This window comes from Lysinibacillus composti (genome assembly GCF_016908465.1).
Classification (GTDB): Bacteria; Bacillota; Bacilli; order Bacillales_A; family Planococcaceae; genus Ureibacillus; species Ureibacillus composti_A.
In genome coordinates, this window is sequence record NZ_JAFBDY010000030.1 from 20,377 (window position 1) to 37,463 (window position 17,087).

17 protein-coding genes are annotated in these 17,087 nt (G+C 36.0%); 1 reads left to right on the top strand and 16 read right to left on the bottom strand.

The features are described 5' to 3' along the window. Nucleotides 1-35 precede the first annotated feature (35 nt). The 7 genes from ccsB to JOD29_RS18425 form a co-directional block, all read right to left on the bottom strand. On the bottom strand, nucleotides 36-1,223 hold the full coding sequence (ccsB, locus tag JOD29_RS18395; protein WP_124765123.1) for a c-type cytochrome biogenesis protein CcsB: 1,188 nt from the start codon (nucleotides 1,221-1,223) through the stop codon (nucleotides 36-38). Then, nucleotides 1,220-2,872, bottom strand: coding sequence for a cytochrome c biogenesis protein ResB (resB, locus tag JOD29_RS18400; protein ID WP_124765125.1), 1,653 nt, complete (start codon nucleotides 2,870-2,872; stop codon nucleotides 1,220-1,222). The genes ccsB and resB overlap by 4 nt, the downstream gene beginning before the upstream one ends. 12 nt (nucleotides 2,873-2,884) lie before the next feature. Further along, nucleotides 2,885-3,418, bottom strand: coding sequence for a thiol-disulfide oxidoreductase ResA (gene resA, locus JOD29_RS18405; protein ID WP_124765127.1), 534 nt, complete (start codon nucleotides 3,416-3,418; stop codon nucleotides 2,885-2,887). 274 nt (nucleotides 3,419-3,692) lie between these two features. Then, the gene (locus JOD29_RS18410) at nucleotides 3,693-4,427 is read right to left on the bottom strand and encodes a pseudouridine synthase (RefSeq protein WP_124765129.1); all 735 of its coding nucleotides are present in this window, start codon (nucleotides 4,425-4,427) and stop codon (nucleotides 3,693-3,695) included. Nucleotides 4,428-5,011: 584 nt separating this feature from the next. Beyond that, nucleotides 5,012-6,007, bottom strand: a complete 996-nt coding sequence (locus tag JOD29_RS18415; RefSeq protein ID WP_124765131.1) for a D-alanyl-D-alanine carboxypeptidase family protein — start codon at nucleotides 6,005-6,007, stop codon at nucleotides 5,012-5,014. A 16-nt stretch (nucleotides 6,008-6,023) separates the two neighbouring features. Beyond that, on the bottom strand, nucleotides 6,024-6,605 hold the full coding sequence (scpB, locus tag JOD29_RS18420; RefSeq protein WP_124765157.1) for an SMC-Scp complex subunit ScpB: 582 nt from the start codon (nucleotides 6,603-6,605) through the stop codon (nucleotides 6,024-6,026). Then, on the bottom strand, nucleotides 6,598-7,371 hold the full coding sequence (locus tag JOD29_RS18425; protein WP_124765133.1) for a segregation/condensation protein A: 774 nt from the start codon (nucleotides 7,369-7,371) through the stop codon (nucleotides 6,598-6,600). The genes scpB and JOD29_RS18425 overlap by 8 nt, the downstream gene beginning before the upstream one ends. Nucleotides 7,372-7,697: 326 nt before the next feature. Here JOD29_RS18425 and JOD29_RS18430 point away from each other — a divergent pair, with 326 nt between their 5' ends. Continuing rightward, nucleotides 7,698-8,204, top strand: coding sequence for a DUF309 domain-containing protein (locus JOD29_RS18430; RefSeq protein WP_124765135.1), 507 nt, complete (start codon nucleotides 7,698-7,700; stop codon nucleotides 8,202-8,204). 165 nt (nucleotides 8,205-8,369) lie between these two features. Here the strand turns inward: JOD29_RS18430 and JOD29_RS18435 are convergent, their stop codons facing one another. The 9 genes from JOD29_RS18435 to JOD29_RS18475 form a co-directional block, all read right to left on the bottom strand. Then, a complete protein-coding gene (locus tag JOD29_RS18435; RefSeq protein WP_124765159.1) occupies nucleotides 8,370-8,738 on the bottom strand; it encodes a GNAT family N-acetyltransferase in 369 nt (122 codons plus the stop codon). 266 nt (nucleotides 8,739-9,004) lie between these two features. After that, the gene (locus JOD29_RS18440; RefSeq protein ID WP_158610568.1) at nucleotides 9,005-9,142 is read right to left on the bottom strand and encodes a hypothetical protein; all 138 of its coding nucleotides are present in this window, start codon (nucleotides 9,140-9,142) and stop codon (nucleotides 9,005-9,007) included. 10 nt (nucleotides 9,143-9,152) lie between these two features. After that, a complete protein-coding gene (gene lysA, locus JOD29_RS18445; protein WP_124765137.1) occupies nucleotides 9,153-10,478 on the bottom strand; it encodes a diaminopimelate decarboxylase in 1,326 nt (441 codons plus the stop codon). 99 nt (nucleotides 10,479-10,577) lie between these two features. Further along, on the bottom strand, nucleotides 10,578-12,026 hold the full coding sequence (locus JOD29_RS18450; RefSeq protein ID WP_124765139.1) for a spore germination protein: 1,449 nt from the start codon (nucleotides 12,024-12,026) through the stop codon (nucleotides 10,578-10,580). Then, nucleotides 12,023-12,811, bottom strand: coding sequence for a SigF/SigG family RNA polymerase sporulation sigma factor (locus tag JOD29_RS18455; protein WP_124765141.1), 789 nt, complete (start codon nucleotides 12,809-12,811; stop codon nucleotides 12,023-12,025). The genes JOD29_RS18450 and JOD29_RS18455 overlap by 4 nt, the downstream gene beginning before the upstream one ends. 167 nt (nucleotides 12,812-12,978) lie before the next feature. After that, nucleotides 12,979-13,422, bottom strand: a complete 444-nt coding sequence (gene spoIIAB / locus JOD29_RS18460) for an anti-sigma F factor (protein ID WP_124765143.1) — start codon at nucleotides 13,420-13,422, stop codon at nucleotides 12,979-12,981. Continuing rightward, complete coding sequence (gene spoIIAA / locus JOD29_RS18465; RefSeq protein WP_124765145.1) at nucleotides 13,415-13,768, bottom strand: anti-sigma F factor antagonist; 354 nt, start codon at nucleotides 13,766-13,768, stop codon at nucleotides 13,415-13,417. Before spoIIAA ends, spoIIAB begins: the two co-directional genes overlap by 8 nt. Nucleotides 13,769-13,955: 187 nt before the next feature. Then, nucleotides 13,956-14,141, bottom strand: a complete 186-nt coding sequence (locus JOD29_RS18470) for a hypothetical protein (protein ID WP_124765147.1) — start codon at nucleotides 14,139-14,141, stop codon at nucleotides 13,956-13,958. A gap of 927 nt (nucleotides 14,142-15,068) precedes the next feature. After that, complete coding sequence (locus JOD29_RS18475) at nucleotides 15,069-16,793, bottom strand: SulP family inorganic anion transporter (protein WP_124765149.1); 1,725 nt, start codon at nucleotides 16,791-16,793, stop codon at nucleotides 15,069-15,071. Nucleotides 16,794-17,087 lie beyond the last annotated feature (294 nt).

Here is a 17,087-nt window from a genome sequence, read left to right on the forward strand (position 1 = left end):
CCGTGATGAGAAGAACTTTTACATTTTATCCGTTTCTAAGCATATGAGTGTAGACCTGCGATTACTAGGTTTACAACGATTAGGTTAAATAGAATAATGGCAAATCCGACTAAGGCTAACCATGCACTTTTTCTACCTTCCCAGCCTTTTGATAGGCGTAGATGCAGGAATGCAGCATAGAATAACCAAGTAATTAGAGCCCATACTTCTTTCGGGTCCCAACCCCAGAAACGGCCCCATGCTTCTTGTGCCCAAATCATTGCGAATACTAAAGCACCTAAACTGAATACTGGAAAACCTATTAATACAGAGCGGTAGCCGATTTCATCTAGTAACGGTAAATTAACTTTTTGTACTAACGGTTGAAGCATCTCAATAATTCTTCTTCTAGTAATTAATCGAATTAATAGATAAATGACCGTGCCGAATATAAATGACCAAAACACAGTTGTTAATTTTTTTGCATTAATGATTGGTGGCATTTCCACTAGTGGTTCCATAACATCATCCGTTAATACTTGGTATTCATTCATACCAAATACGGCAGGCATATAATAAACAATTTCTGATTCAAACTCTTCTTTGTCAACATAAGTAAATTGTGCTTCATAATCCATTGCTTTAAATGTTATGGAAGACACAACAAACCCAACGACAAGAACTACGAAGTAAAGAATAAATTCTAACCAAAAACGATTTCTAGATTTTTGCTTCGAATTAATGTCCTTCAGTAAATAAATTAAGCCTGCAACTGCACTAATAGCTAAGATTGATTGACCAAGTGCAGCAGTGATAACGTGAACCGTTAACCAATAACTTTGTAAAGATGGAACAAGAGGATTAACCTCATTTGGGAACATTGCTGCATAAGCGATAATTAAAATTGCAATCGGTAACGCAACAAAACCAAGTACCACCACTCGGTACATGAAATAAATTAAAATAAATGCACCTACAATAAACATTCCGAATGCCGTTGTAAATTCAAACATATTACTTACTGGTGCATGTCCAGTGTAGATCCAACGAGTAATAAAATAACCCAATTGTGATAATAGACCAATGATGGTTACAGTGATGGCAACTTTACCCCATTTTTCCGCACGTTGCACAGCCCCATCTGGTTTTTTGCTCTTAATCGCACCACCAAATAGTAATGTTGCAACTAAATATGCGATAAATGCGATGAATAAAAGATAACCACTAATATCGATTAAACTCATAAGGTATTGTCACCTTCCTTTTCATTTTGTTCCTCAACATCTAACTGATCAACATATTTTGGTAAATGTGCGTACTCGGTTACAGCATCGATATCTTTCTTAATTGTGAACCAGTTTTTATTTGTATGTGCTGCAAGCATGATTGTACCATCATCTAATTGTTGAACCCATACACGTCGATGGCTCCAATACGATCCAATCGCAACACCTAATAAGAAGATGAATCCTCCAATTGCTAAAATTGGAATCGTCCGGTCTTTGTGAACCGTTAAACCAGACATATTTCTAGTTTCAACACCTTGGAATGCCATTTTATAGGCGTTATCTCCATTTGGTTCGATTGTTTGTTGAATTGCTACAAAGCTAACTTCGCCATCTGGTTTCTCAGGTGTAATCATTTTAAAAATAAAGGCTGGATTATTTGGAGTTGGTGTTTTTGTTTGTGGTTCACCATTTTCAAATCCAGAGAAATCTGGGTAATAACCTAATAATGCAACTTTTGTTTGATCATCAATCACATACTCTTTTTGTGGATTTGTTAAATCAATATTAACGGGTCCTAACGATTCACCAGTTTCTTTATTCGTTAAACTGAAACGCATTTCCTTTAATTCATTTAAACGGAAATCCATTTGATAGAAAGAGTATCCTTCTTGTTGTAATGGATGATTTACTCGAATTGAGTAGTCTTGAACTAATTCTAAATTATCTGATTGACCAGCTACTGCATCTTCTGACTGTTTGTATAATTTCACATTAGTTTGATAGTTTTTCGCTACAACGTTAACACCCTGTTGTTTTTGCGATTCTGTTGGATCATTATCATATGTTTCTAAAATGAACTTTTCATTTTCAAGGAAGTATCCATCCATTCCGGGAACTGCACGAGTTTCCCCTTCACGAATCCACATGGCTTCATCAACGTAAAATCCAGGAAGTAAACGGAACATAACTCCAAGTAAGAAAATAATTAAACCAACGTGATTTATGTACGGACCAGAACGAGCAAATCGTCCGCGTTCTGCCAAAAGTGCATTTCCTTCACGTCGCACTTTATATTTTAAGTTTTTCATTTTATCTTCGATTAAATCTAACGTACGAGCTGAATCCCCTTCTGTTATGGCACCTTCTGCAATAACACGTTGACGTTTCATGAAACTCTCATGTCGCTTCACTCGTTGATTTTTCAAAGATTTATAAAGAGGTAAGCCTCTGTCAAGACTTGCCACGATGATTGAAATCCCAAGCATACCGACTAACACTTGGAACCACCACGAACTATATATATCAGCTAAACCTAGCGAATAATAAAGCTTTCCTAATGAACCGTAAGTTTTCTCATAGTAGAGTTCTCTTTCAAGTTCTGTACCGGCAGAAACATAAAATTCTTGAGGGAAAATAGTACCGATGGATGCCGCTACTAATGTAATGATTATTAATGAAACCCCTACTTTTACACTAGAAAAGAAATTCCAAATTTTATCTACAATTGATTTGTTGTAGGTTTTAGAACGAATGGCAGATCCATCATATTTCATATCTAAGACTTTACTATTTTGTTCCTCTTCTGTTAGAGGACGCCCACAGTTTGCACAAATCTTAGTGCCTACTGGATTTTCGTGTTTACAGACACAAATGATTTTTTCCATCATCCCGTACTCCTATTCTGGCTTAATCGACTCCATAAAAGAGGCAATTTGTTTTTCAGTCATTTCACCAGTAATAATTTTTTCCACCTTGCCTTCAGGACTAATTAACATCGTTGTTGGTAGTGGGTTAATGTTATAAGCAGTCATGACACTTTTAGTTTTATCTATTACTACCGGAAATGATAACCCATAAGTATCAACAAAGTTCTGTACTTCAAAATCAGATTGTGCGATATTAACTGCTAACACATGTACACCTTGATCCTTATATGTTGCGTATTGACGATCCATAGCAGGCATTTCTTTTTTACATGGTTCGCACCAAGTTCCCCAAAAGTTTAAAAACACGCCTTGACCTTCGTAATCTGATAGACGATGTGTTTCACCATTTAAATCAACTAATTCAAAATTAGGTGCCTCTGCGCCTTCTTTCAGTACTTCTACTTTATCTTTCGTTGCAGAACTATATACTGTATAAACGATTGCTGCCACGAGAACAACTAGAATAACGGAACGCAGAATTGTACGTTTCTTTTTCTTTTCCATTTAACGGCAACCTCCCCATAAAAAAACTATTTGAATCTTCTTTATTATAGCAAAATTAACGATTGCATCTTTTATGATTATGAAGGATTTGTGAACGTTTACACTTGAAAAGCGGAGAACGCCCGTTTAGCTCTGACAACAACTGGAGGAACCGACAAAAGGGCGCTTTTTGCCCTTGAAGGCGGTTTCGAAGTTGTCGAGGAGCTGGCGTTGGCAGCTAGACACTGTACAAATTCGAAAGTATTTGATTTCTTAAACCTATTTAATAACAGTGTTAATCAATTTTGCCAGTTTCAGCCAATACACGCAATAATTTTACTTCATGTTTTGTAAGTTCTCGATATTCTCCTGTACTTAGGCCTGTTAAATCTAAAAATGCTAGACGTTCACGTTTTAATTTTACGACTGGTGTACCGATCGCATCAAACATACGACGAACCTGGCGATTTCGCCCTTCATGTATTGTAATTTCGACAATTGCTTTGTTAGCTTTCTCATCAAATGTTGTCATACTTACTTTTGCTGGAGCAGTTTTGCCATCCTCTAATTTAATTCCGCGCTGAAGTTTCTTTAAATTTTCTATTGTCGGAATACCTTTAACACGTGCAATATAAGTTTTGTCTATTTTGTATTTAGGATGTGTTATTAAATTAGCAAACTCTCCATCATTCGTTAATAATAGTAAACCCGATGTATCATAGTCTAAGCGACCTACAGGGAAAATTCGCTCCTGTACATGTTTCTTGAACAGATCTGTTACTGTTTTACGACCTTTATCGTCTGTAACAGCTGAAATAACACCTCTAGGCTTATAAAGTAAGAAATACACTTTGTCTTCTTTTTCAAGCTTAACTCCATTCACTTCTACAGTATCTGAGCTTGAAACCTTTGTCCCTAGTTCTCGAACAACTTTTCCATTGACCTTTACTTTACCTTCTAAAATAAGTTCTTCTGCTTTTCGTCTCGATGCAACACCTGCATACGCGATTACCTTTTGTAATCTTTCCAAAAAAATCACTCCGTCCAAGTATTAATGTTATACGCGTTCGTTTAATTTACACGCTTTGAAAATGTTGTTCCAATGTTTTTATTTATTGCATTTATCGATAACGAGTTATTCTTTAGTAGAAGCGCTGACTACATGTTTGTGACAGTATGCAACTCCTTAACGAGTAATCGTATTACAATCTTGTGATCATCTTTTCTTATATCTAAATATCCTTTAAAAACTAGAAGTTGTAAAACGTAGTCGAATTACCATTTATCTTTGAAAATTATGTCATATTTTATATATTAGTTAAAGGAAAATTGCTTTATTTCAAAGATGTTTTATTATTTTGACATATAAATAGAAAAGCGGAGAACGCCCGTTAGCTCCGACAACAACTGGAAGAACGGTCAAAAGGACGCTTTTTGTCCTTGCAGCGGTTCTGAAGTTGTCGAGGAGCTGTCGTACGCAGCTAGACACTGATTTAACATTTGAAAATAGAATTAGGTAGAAATTAATTTGTAACATGCATAATCAAAGCGCTCCGTTTTCAACTAAGATTCCGATGAAAACGAAGCGCTAAATTTTTTTGAAGGTTTGACCCACTATTTATTTAAAGTTACCTTCTTAGAAAAAATTCTTTGATCATTCAAGAATATATTCCAATTCCCAAAGTTAACATTTTCATTACGAGAAATCTGAAGGACATTTTTTAGTTCCTTCTGTTCTTGTTTAGTTAATAATAATTGAATCGGTTCTTCCAGATTCACTGATCTATTGTTCGTCACTTTATATTTACCTTTTTTTGCAACCGTAACAAGACTATACTTTGCAAATACTTGTTGTGCAAGCGACTTATGAACATTCCAATCATTCGATTCATTTAATGTAACAACGATGACTTTCTTTTGATCCTTCTCAAAATAAGTTGCGAGTGTTCTTCCAGCTACTTTCGTAAAACCAGTTTTCCCTGCAACTGCTCCTACTTGTTCTCTTAACAAACGATGTTTATTTTGCCAAGTCGTCCCATTTTTTGTGGAACTTTTATAATTAATCGTTGAAGCTATCTTATAAAACGTTTCATTTTCCATCGCAATTCGTAACATTTGGGCTGTATCGAAAGCCGATGAAAGATGATAATCATGATGTAACCCCGAAGGATTTGTAAAATATGTTTGATTTAGACCATAAAGCATTGCTTTTTCATTCATTAAATCTACAAAACCAGGAACTGAACCTCCGGCATGCTCTGCTAGTGCCCACGCAGCATCATTACCTGAACGAAGCATTAGACCGTATAATAACGTCTCAACTGGAACCTTTTCACCTTGTTCTAAATAAATTGAAGAACCTTCACTCATTACTGCATCCCTTGAAATGACAACCTCATCTTGAAGATTACTGTTTTCAATCGCAATTAGTGCTGTCCACATTTTCGTCAAACTCGCAATTGGCGCTTGTCCATGTGGATTACTTCCTTGTAAAAGACGTCCCGTTTCAGCGTCAATCACTGCATATGATGCATTCGCTGCTTGTGCAACAGAGAAATAAACAGTGATTGAACATGCAACTACAACTAAGAATTTGACAATTCTTTTCAAGTTGTCACTCCTTTTTTTAATTGTTTTGTTCTTCGTTACTAAATGCTTCTTGGAATTTTGTCATAAATAAATCAGTTTCCTGATTGTCTTCAATCGATTCTCCTTCAGGTAGTGGCGGTAGATCCTTAATATCCTCTAATCCGAAATAATTAAGAAACTCTTTTGTTGTACCATAAAGTATGGCCCGACCTGTTCTTTCCGCTCGTCCAACTTCTTGAACAAGCGCACGTGAGATAAGGGTTTGGATTGGACGTTCACTCTTTACGCCACGTAAATCCTCAACCTCTGCTCTTGTTATCGGTTGCTTATACGCAATAATGGCTAGTACTTCAAGGGATGCAGATGAAAGTACATGGCTTGTTGGATTTTCTACAAGCTTTTTTATCGTGTCAGCGAAGGAAGGTTTGGTAGTCAGTTGATACGTACCGGCTAAATTTTTCAAAGTAATACCACGCTCTTCTGATTCAGTATAATTCGTTTCGAGCTCACTTAAACCTGCTTCTATATCTATTTCATCTACTTCTAGTAATTGAGAGAGCTGTTTAACCGTTAAACCATCATCTCCAACAACAAAAAGTAACGCTTCAATTTTACTCATCAAATTGTTCGAGTTCACCCGGAGTAACCTCCTTCTGTAAAATAACTGTTAGGTCTTCGAAGTTATTTTCTTGTTCTACAAAAACGATTTGGCGTTTCATTAGTTCAAGAATAGATAAAAACGTGACGATTAGTGTTGACTTATCTTCATAAGGAAATAAATTAGCAAAAGTTGTCCTACCACCAAGTGATTTTAATGAATCAATAACAGAAATCATTTGATCTTTTACTGAGATTTCTTTTCTTGAAATTCTAGTCTGTAGAGGTTTTTTCAACTGCTTCCGGCGTAGCAGCTTTTGAAAAGCGCTTAACATATCAAAAACATTCACATTTGCATCAAAAAGAGACAGCTGTTCATCTGGTGTATAATCAGATAAATCAGATGGTGGACGAGTATACACTTGAGATCGATCAGTTTCTAATAATTTTAATTGTGATGCTGCCTCCTTATATTTTTTGTATTCAATTAATTTTGTTACCAACTCTTCCCGTGGGTCAGGCCCATCCACTTCAAATTCTGCATCTTCCATTTCGCCCTCATGAATCGGAAGGAGCATTCGGCTTTTTATGGCTAACAAGGTTGCTGCCATAACTAAATATTCACTTGCTTCATTTAATTCTAATTCTTTCATTGCATGGATATGATCAATATATTGTGCAGTTAATTCTGCCATTGGAATATCATAAATATCAATTTCCAAGCGATGTATTAAATGCAATAATAAATCAAGCGGGCCCGTAAAGGCATCTAATTTTACTTCATACATTTGTTTACCACCTGACGATTTATGTATATTATTTACTACTTTTAAGCGGATAACACTGAAATTTTTCATTACAATCCGCATATGAAAGAAAAAGTCTGATCTAATATGTGTCGAACTTTGTCTTTCTAATGTAATTATATTACTATTATTTTCATATGAATGCATTTGCGTTTTAAGAAGTATTTTTTTAAAGTTACGTTTCTACCAATATTCACCCGTCACTAACAAAATAATAATAATTTATATGTCATTGATTTCACGTTTTTTATGCTAAACTACTTTATCTTAGCATTATCCGATACTAGTATAGAGGAAAGAGGATTCTAATGCATCCATTGTTTCACCCGTTATTTGTCAATTATTGTACATATTTTAATGGTAACCAAGATTATTTCGAATGCCACGAAGTACTAGAGGAATACTGGAAGGAAGTTGCACCTGGCGAAAAAAAACATCCCTTAGTAGGGTATGTACAACTTGCAACTGGAATGTATCACTGGCGAAGAAACAATCGTAATGGAGCCATACGAATTCTAAAAAAAGCCTATGAAAATTTCATAGATAATAAAAACTCTTTATATTTTGAGCTAATTGATTACCAAGATTTATGTAAGCAATGTATTAATAGTATTTCTGCAATCGAAGAAAATATGCCTTTTCAACCGTTTCAACTAATTGTCTTAGATGATTCTTTGAAACAATTAGTAGAAAAAGAAATAATTGAACTTCCTGCGGTTGAAGACAATTATCTAGTTCATAAACATATGCTTCGTGATCGTAGTGATATTCTATTAGCTCGTGAAATGAAAATAAAGTCTAATAAATTAAAATAGCTAAAATGCATTCTAGCATACAATTATAATATTAATTTATTTTTGTTTTTGCCAATAAAAGATAAAAATGCAGACGATATTAATAATCGTCTGCATCCTCTAAAAATGTAAGCTACGAATCATCAATCTTCAATATCTAGAAAACAATTCATCTTTAAAACAGTTCTATCGACAATCACAATCCTCTAAATTTGGAAGACACTTTTGGATAAAAGGAGCTGTTTCGTCATTTGCTTTAATTTCAGTAAATTGACCAGTCTTAAGCAATTGTTTTAACATATCTATTGCACAACCTTCTCCTCGATAAGAAGGAACGACTGTGATGTGTTGGATTGTTGCAACATGATCTTGTGCTAGAATCCCCACAATCCCGACATATTCTTCGTCCTTTTTCCATAAATACAATTGCCAATTATCTTCTTGTTCATATGTTTGAATTGTCTCCATTAATCGCTTAACGTCCTTTTCTTGCGGCATGAACGAAAGCAATCCCATGGCTATTTTTTCTAAAGATTTTTTATAGCGTACTAACATGAATAACATTCCCTCGTTTTCTTTCGGCACAACATCTTTACATATCCTACACGATTTAGGCAGTACACGCAAGTTCATTTCCAGTAATTGGGATTTGTTGGAATATGTATGAGTGCATCTGTATTTTGAAAAGATTTTAGCTTCAAGTGGCGACACTTCAAGTAGCTTTCCTTCTTATCGCCAGTGACTAATTCCCTCGTCAAAAAAGCTGACTCCTAAAGATGAAGCACACTCTTAGTTAAGTATGTCTTCGTTCGACGCTCGTGTTACGTATTCGCTAACGTTGAAGCTAAACGGGCGTTCACCGCTTTTACTTCGGTAAAGATGTGTTTGGGATGATTACGAATATATAAAATATAGCCCAAATAAAGCATAGCGCTACTAAAATAGCTAGTAGCCACCATTTGGAAATCCTCATGATTTCACACCTTTTTTCAGATCTAGTGGAAGATCATTTTGGATGATATTTTCATAAGATTCTCTTTGTATTACTAATTGGTGTTCACCTGATTCTACAAAGACAACAGCAGGTCTAGGTACCCGGTTATAATTTGACGCCATTGAATATCCATATGCTCCTGTACAGAAAATGGCTAATGTATCGCCTGAATCCGCTTGTTGTAAAGTCGCATCAACAATTAATTTATCACCAGACTCGCATAGTTTCCCTGCTACAGTGTATGTACTATTTTTCTCTTCATTTACTTTGTTCGCAATGACAGCTTCATATTTGGCATCATAAAGTGCTGGGCGAATATTATCACTCATCCCACCATCAACTGCAATGTAATCACGAATGCCAGGAACATTTTTATGAGAACCAATTGTATAAAGTGAAGTACCAGCATCCCCAACAAGTGAACGACCAGGTTCAATCCAAATCTCTGGCATAGTTAATTTTAGCTTAGAGATTTGAGCTTGTACAGTTTTGATCATTTCTTCAACATATACTTGTGGTTCTAGTGGTTGGTCTTCTTCAGTATAACGAATACCAAAGCCACCACCAAGGTTTAACACTTTACATTCAAACTCATAGTTTTTATACCAATCACCGATTTTTTCCATCAATTTCTCTGCAGCTAAACTAAAACCATCTGTTTCAAAAATTTGGGAACCAATATGACAATGTAAACCTAGCAGTTCAATGTATTCATCATTTACTACTTCCTTAAACGCACGATCTGCTTGTCCATTATTTAAATCAAAACCAAATTTAGAATCTGCCTGACCTGTTGTAATAAAGTCATGTGTATGAGCTTCAACACCAGGTGTAACTCGTAATAAAATTTTCATTGATTGTTGTTTTTCTTGTGAAATTTCTTTTATTAATTGAATTTCATAGAAATTATCAACAACAATACAACCAATTTTAGTATCAAAGGCTAATACGATTTCTTCATAAGATTTATTATTTCCATGGAAGTGAATTCGCTCACTAGGGAATCCAGATTTAATGGCTGTAAATAATTCCCCACCTGATACTACATCAAGTGATAAACGTTCTTCTTGGGCAAGTTGATACATTGCGATACACGAAAAAGCCTTAGACGCATACGCAACTTCTGCTTTCACGCCAAGCTTTTCAAATGTATCGATAAAACCTTTTGCACGCCCACGAATTAATTCAACATCATAAACGAATAGTGGAGTGCCATAGGTCTTTGCAAGATCTATAGTATCCACCCCACCAATCGTTAAATGTCCATGTTCATTAGTGTTCTGTGTTCCATATAAATGCATTTACATTCCCCTCCATTGCATAAGTATTCATTTCTTCATATCTGGTAATAGTTCTTATGTTGAACTTTATCATATGAAAAATGGTTACGCAACGGTCTATCATGCACGTTTTCTCTTTTTGGCCCCAACCACATATGGCCGCAAAGCATCATCAGCCATTGGGAATCTAATCATGACTCGGGCAAACGCTTTCGGGAAGAATGGAATAAATGGCCACAAATATGGAACATTCATAGGTCGAATGGTCAATAAATAAGAGAACATTATAAATATTGCAATGAAGAATCCACTAATATTAAATGCAACAGTAGCAAGAAGAATAAACAATCTAAAGAATTTAATGGAAACGCCTAATTCAAATGTTGGAATAGAGAAAGTGAAGATTGCTGCAACAGCAGTATACAAAATGATTTCAGGGGAGAATAACCCAACATCAATTGCGATTTGTCCGATAATTATACCGGCTACTAACCCCATAGCTGTTGAAAGTGGGGTTGGCGTATGGATTGCAGCAATTCGTAGATAGTCTAGTCCAAAATCCGCAATGATTATTTGCAAAAATAGAGGTATAGAGGACTCTTCTTTTACACCAATAAAATCTAGTCCTTTGGGTAGATATTGTTCATTGGTGGCTAGTAAATACCAAAGTGGTAATAACACTAAACTCATGACTGTTGCAAAATAACGCAAGAAACGAATCATCGTACCAACTAATGGAGCTTGTCGATATTCCTCAGCGTGTTGCATTAAATGGAACAAAGTAACAGGTATAATAATAACGGAAGGCGACGTATCCACTATGACGGCAATATGCCCTTCCAATAAATGCGCCGACACAATATCCGGTCTTTCTGAATATCGAACAAAAGGAAGAGGATGGAATTTTTGTTTAAATAGCCATTCCTCTAGCGATTTATCTGTCATAGTTAATCCATCATGTTTGATTTCATCAAGACGCTTCTTTAGCCAATTTAAATGTTTCTGATTTACAAGGTCATTCATATAAACAATAGAAACATCTGTATGACCAATATCTGTTATTTTATGAAGTTCGCAACGCAATTGTGGACTTCGTATACGACGCCTGATTAACGCAGTATTGAGGATGATATTTTCTGCAAAACCATCTCGAGAACCACGAATAACTTTCTCATTATCTGGTTCCATTGGCTGGCGACCTGGATAGTTTCGCAACTCCATTAAGTAACCAAAGCCATTTAATGTAATGAACCCTACAGTTCCACTTAAGACACCTAGCATAAATTCTTCTTTGTCTTTTGGCTCTGATTTTCCATAGAAATTGAACTTCGCATCAAAATATTCATCTTCATTTTCGATATCAATTTCAGCATCATCTTCATGTAAAAGTGGGGTTAATTGGATCGTTAATGTATTTGCATCAATTAACCCACTAATATATACACATAATACAGGTAACTTTTTAACGTAAATTTCTTTAATTAGAACATCATACGATACATCTTTTCCAAAATTACTGTAAAAATAATCTTTTGCTTCATCTATAGATGCAAAAATTCTGTTCGTCATTTATTCACCGTCTTTTTTGTCGTTCTTGATGCATTAGTGTCCATCCATTGCTTTAATTGCGCTAATATTTTTTTCTCAAGCCGTGATACTTGTACTTGCGAGATGCCGAGTCTTTCTGCAATATCGGTTTGAGTTAAATCTAGGTAGTATCGCAAATAAATAATCGATTGTTCTCGCTTATCCAGTTTTGTCAGTACTTCTTTCAAAGGAATGTACTGAAACGGCAGTTCTGATTTTTCATCTTTCATTTGATCCATTAATGTAATGGAATCGCCTTCACTTTCAAAGAGTTGTTCGTGCAAGGATGCCGGGTCACGCATGGCATCTGTTGCAACTAGCACTTCATCCTTTGAAACGCCTAGAATATCTGCTAATTCAGATATAGAAGGGGGCTTTTCATTGGTCTTCATAAATTCGTCAGTTGCTTGACGTATTTTATAATTCAACTCACGGATGGAACGGCTCACTTTCACCATCCCATCATCTCGTAAGAAGCGTTGGATTTCCCCAATAATCATAGGCACAGCGTACGTCGAAAATTTCACATCATACGATAAATCAAATTTATCAACTGATTTCATTAAACCGATACATCCAATTTGAAATAAATCTTCGAGCTCGACTCCTCGTGAAGCAAAACGTTGAACAATCGACCAAACGAGACGCGTATTGCCCTCAATCATTTGTTTCCTTGCTTCAACATCACCTGCTTGAGCCTTTGCGATCAGCTCGCGCATCTCCTCCTGTGTCAACAAAACATTGGACGGCTGTTCGATTGTCCTCATCCCCCTTACTCTATCAAATACGTGAAAACGTATCTGCGCCCAGATTTTAAACAAAGTATGCTAAGTAACCGTATTTACCTGTTGTTCATATAAGCACAACCACTGCTTAATGTTTTCCAATTTTGAAGAAGATATACATAGCACTGTTAAAAAGTACTAACCTTCATTTATGAAATCTGTGGCATTCTTACCGAATAAAATTTTTTCGAAAAAGTAACAATGGTTCCTATGTTTGGCTCAGATTCAACTTGTAGATCATCCGCAAAGCTTTCCATAATAGTAAAGCCCATGCCTGAGCGCTCCATTTCGGCTTTCGAAGTAAATAGGGGTTCTCTAGCTTTTTGTACGTCAAAAATCCCTTTGCCCTGATCTTTAACTGCTACAGAAATGACATCGCCTTCACGAACAGCATGAATCGTTACGACTCCTTTTCCATCTTCGTCATATCCATGAATTATCGCATTAGAGACTGCTTCAGAAACGATTGTTTTGAACTCAGAAAGTTCATCAATTGTTGGGTCTAGCTGTGCCACAAAACTTGTTACTGCCATTCGCGCTAAACTTTCATTTTCACTAATTGCTAAAAACGAAAGAGTCATTTCGTTATCCATTCACAATCCCCCTTGCTGACAAAATTGCTTCTTCTTCAGTTCCCTCAAACATAAAATTACCAAGACCTGAAAACTGGAATATTTTTTTCATTGTATTGGACGGATTTAATATAATGGTATGGCCATTAACTGCAGTCATCTCTCTCATACGTCCTAAAATTAGACCAATCCCAGAACTATCCATGAAATTTAATCTTTCTAGGTTCCAAATAATCGTTTGTAAGTTCCCTTGTAAAATTGTTCGAGAAATGTCAGTGCGAATTCTTTCAGCTTCATGATGATCTAATTCACCGAAAAGCCTAATCACTACTATGTCGTTTGTGTGCATATTAATTTCGTAATTCATTTCGATGTTTCGCCTCCTCTTACTACGCTTATTCCACTTTACTCTGTCATAACCCTTCCGATTGACAATAGTAGAAGCAATTCGCCTAAAGAAGTGAAAAAACGACATTTTAAAAAAATGTAGGCAGCAGATTAGCTTCGCGATGGCAAAAATGCGACACGAACTATTAAAAGCTTAGGCGGCTCGTTTAAGTGCTTGCAGCGAATACGCCACATGCTAGACAAATGCCTTCTTGACTTACGGCGAGTGCGGTAGCAATACTTGCACTTTTGCGAGCAATTAAAATTTGGTAAGAACCCACTTTTTTCTTCTGATGATGTATCGAACCAACGACTGCGCCTAAACGCTTAAAATGAGCAAGAAGGCGAATCATACACAATAATCGCCCTCTGCAATAAAGATTTTATTTACAAATTCAGTATGGAAAAAAAGGAAGAATTTTAAACATCAAGAACTGAGACATCTAAAAAGAATTCTCATCCCTTTTACGACACAAAAATCTAACTTGTATTTTTCTGCTTAGTAGCATGAGGAGATAATATGTTTAGTTTAGTTCTTTATTCACACTTAAAGGATGGTTATTTCCTTAATCGAATTAAGTTGGTTTTTAAAAGTAAATTGTTTGTATTCATGAAGGATAATATTTGTGGGGCTTGGGATGAAATTTAGCTTCATCAGGGCTATGAAGGTTAAAACTAGAGTTGCTTGAGATGAAATTAACCTTCATCGAGGTTATGAAGGTTAAAACTAGAGTCGCTTGAGATGAAATTAACCTTCATCGAGGTTATGAAGGTTAAAACTAGAGTCGCTTGAGATGAAATTAAACTTCATCGAGGTTATGAAGGTTAAATCTAGAGTCGCTGGGGTGAAATTGAACTTCATCGAGGTTATGAAGGTTAAAACTAGAGTCGCTTGAGATAAAATTAACCTTCATCGAGGTTATGAAGGTTAAAACTAGAGCCGCTTGAGATGAAATTAAACTTCATCCAAGCTATGAAGGTCAAAACTAATACGACTTTGACAGAAATTAACCTTCATCAGGTACAAGAACATGTATTATAGGTTTTATAGTTTTCGTGTGTAGTTCCTTGGATTTTATGCGAGGGGCCATACTTCTTTTCGTCCTGCTTTCATTCGTTCAGCTCCCCACTTCGTCCACGTATCCTCTTTTTTCGTTCGTTTAGCTCCCCTTTTTGTCGTTCATTCCCCCTTCGCTTAGATAAAAAAAGAGACCACCCAGAAATCACTTTCTGAGAAGCCTCTTTTAATCAATTACAATGAAAATTTTCAGTTAGTAGAATTAGCTGATTTTTGAATTTGAAAGTTCATCACATTCACGGAAAGCAAAGTGTTTACAGCCGATACAAGCATTTCGGTTAATGCACCCTATTGCACGATCAATGGCATCGCCCGTACCCTCAAAGAAATTCTCTTCTCCAATCTTAGCCGTCATCCCATTTTGATCTAGTATAGATTTTAGGGTAGGCTGTACCTCGGTAACAAAAAGCTTACCACCATGACTTTTGAAATCTCGAACAATGCTGCGGAAATATTCTTCTCCAGTTGTATCGATAAAAGGTACTTCACCCAACCGAAGAATTAATACGTTTGGTCTTTGGTTAATCGTTGATAGAATTGTTTGTTCAAACATTTGGGCAGCTCCGAAAAATAGCGGACCTTCCACTGTATAAATACTTACTTGCGGACAATCGCGGTTTGGATTGACGACATGTGGAAACACTTTTCCGTTACTACTTTCATGATCTGGTAATACCTTAGCGACAACGAGATTTTCGCTCATTCGTTTAACAAATAACAGAACAGCCAATAATAATCCAATCTGAACAGCAAACGTTAAACTTGTGAAAACTGTTAGTAAAAATGTAATTACCAGCACAAGTGAATCGCCCGATTTTAGTTTTAGAATATGAGCAAAATGCTTACGTTCACTCATATTCCAAGCAACCATCATTAAAACAGGAGCTAAACTAGCAAGTGGAATATGAACTGCTAGTGGTGCAAACACTAGTAAAGTTAATAATACAAACAGTCCATGAATCACCCCTGATAATGGTGAAACCGCACCTGATTTAATATTTGTAGCAGTACGTGCGATGGCTCCGGTTGCAGGAATTCCCCCAAATAAAGGCGTAACAATGTTTGCAACTCCTTGGCCAATTAATTCTCTATTACTGTTATGTTTGCTATTTGTCATCCCATCGGCAACAACAGCGGATAAAAGAGACTCGATCCCACCTAACATAGCAATGACAAATGCAGGTCCAATTAACATCGTGATTCGGTCAATCGTTATTTCTGGAATACCAAACTCTGGCAATGTGTTAGGGATGGCTCCATAAGTAGAACCGATTGTGGCCACATCCCCACTAAAGAAAATAGCTGCAATGCTTGTTGTGACAATGATTCCAACTAAAGCGCCAGGAACTTTTGGTAATACTTTTGGCGTTACCAACATGATTGCTAAACATAATAAAGCTATTAAAATACTAAATCCGTTCAATGTATTTAAATGGGACCCGATTTCCTTCATGTTATCGATAAACCGCTCATGCTGTTCAATATTTCTTAATCCAAGGAAATTCGCAATCTGCCCAGTAAAAATAATCACTGCAATTCCTGCTGTAAAGCCAATCGTTACAGGTCTTGGGATATATTTTATTAATGCCCCTAATTTAAAAACACCCATTAAAACGAGCATAACTCCAGCCATTAAGCCAGCTAATAATAAATTTTCATATCCATAGGTGAGTACAATCCCTAGTAGAATTGGAACGAATGCCCCCGTAGGACCCCCAATTTGATATTTTGATCCACCTAATAAGGAGATTAAAATACCGGCAATGACCGCAGTATAAATCCCGTATTCGGGTTTCACTCCTGACGCAATGGCAAACGACATTGCAAGTGGAATGGCGACAATTCCTACAATTGTCCCCGATAATAAATCCTTTTTGAAATAATCAAATGAATACCCTTCAAAACGCCCTGTCCAAAATCTACTCAATACGATCCCTTCTTTTGTATTATTGTGGTTTTCTTTCCATACACAAAATATTATCGAGTAACTTTTGGGTAAAAATGCACTACCCAATTACATAATTCGGTAAATGGAGAGAAAAATTGAACTATACATAAATAATACGCCTGAAATTAAATATATCAATAAGTAATTTCACTTTTTAGGTTAAAAAATGCAAAAAATTGATTAAGTCCATATAATTGTGTAAAAAGAAAAGAGTCATTTTATGCCCTCTTGGATACAATGTTTTCAACGACGATAAACATTAGAAAAGAGGAT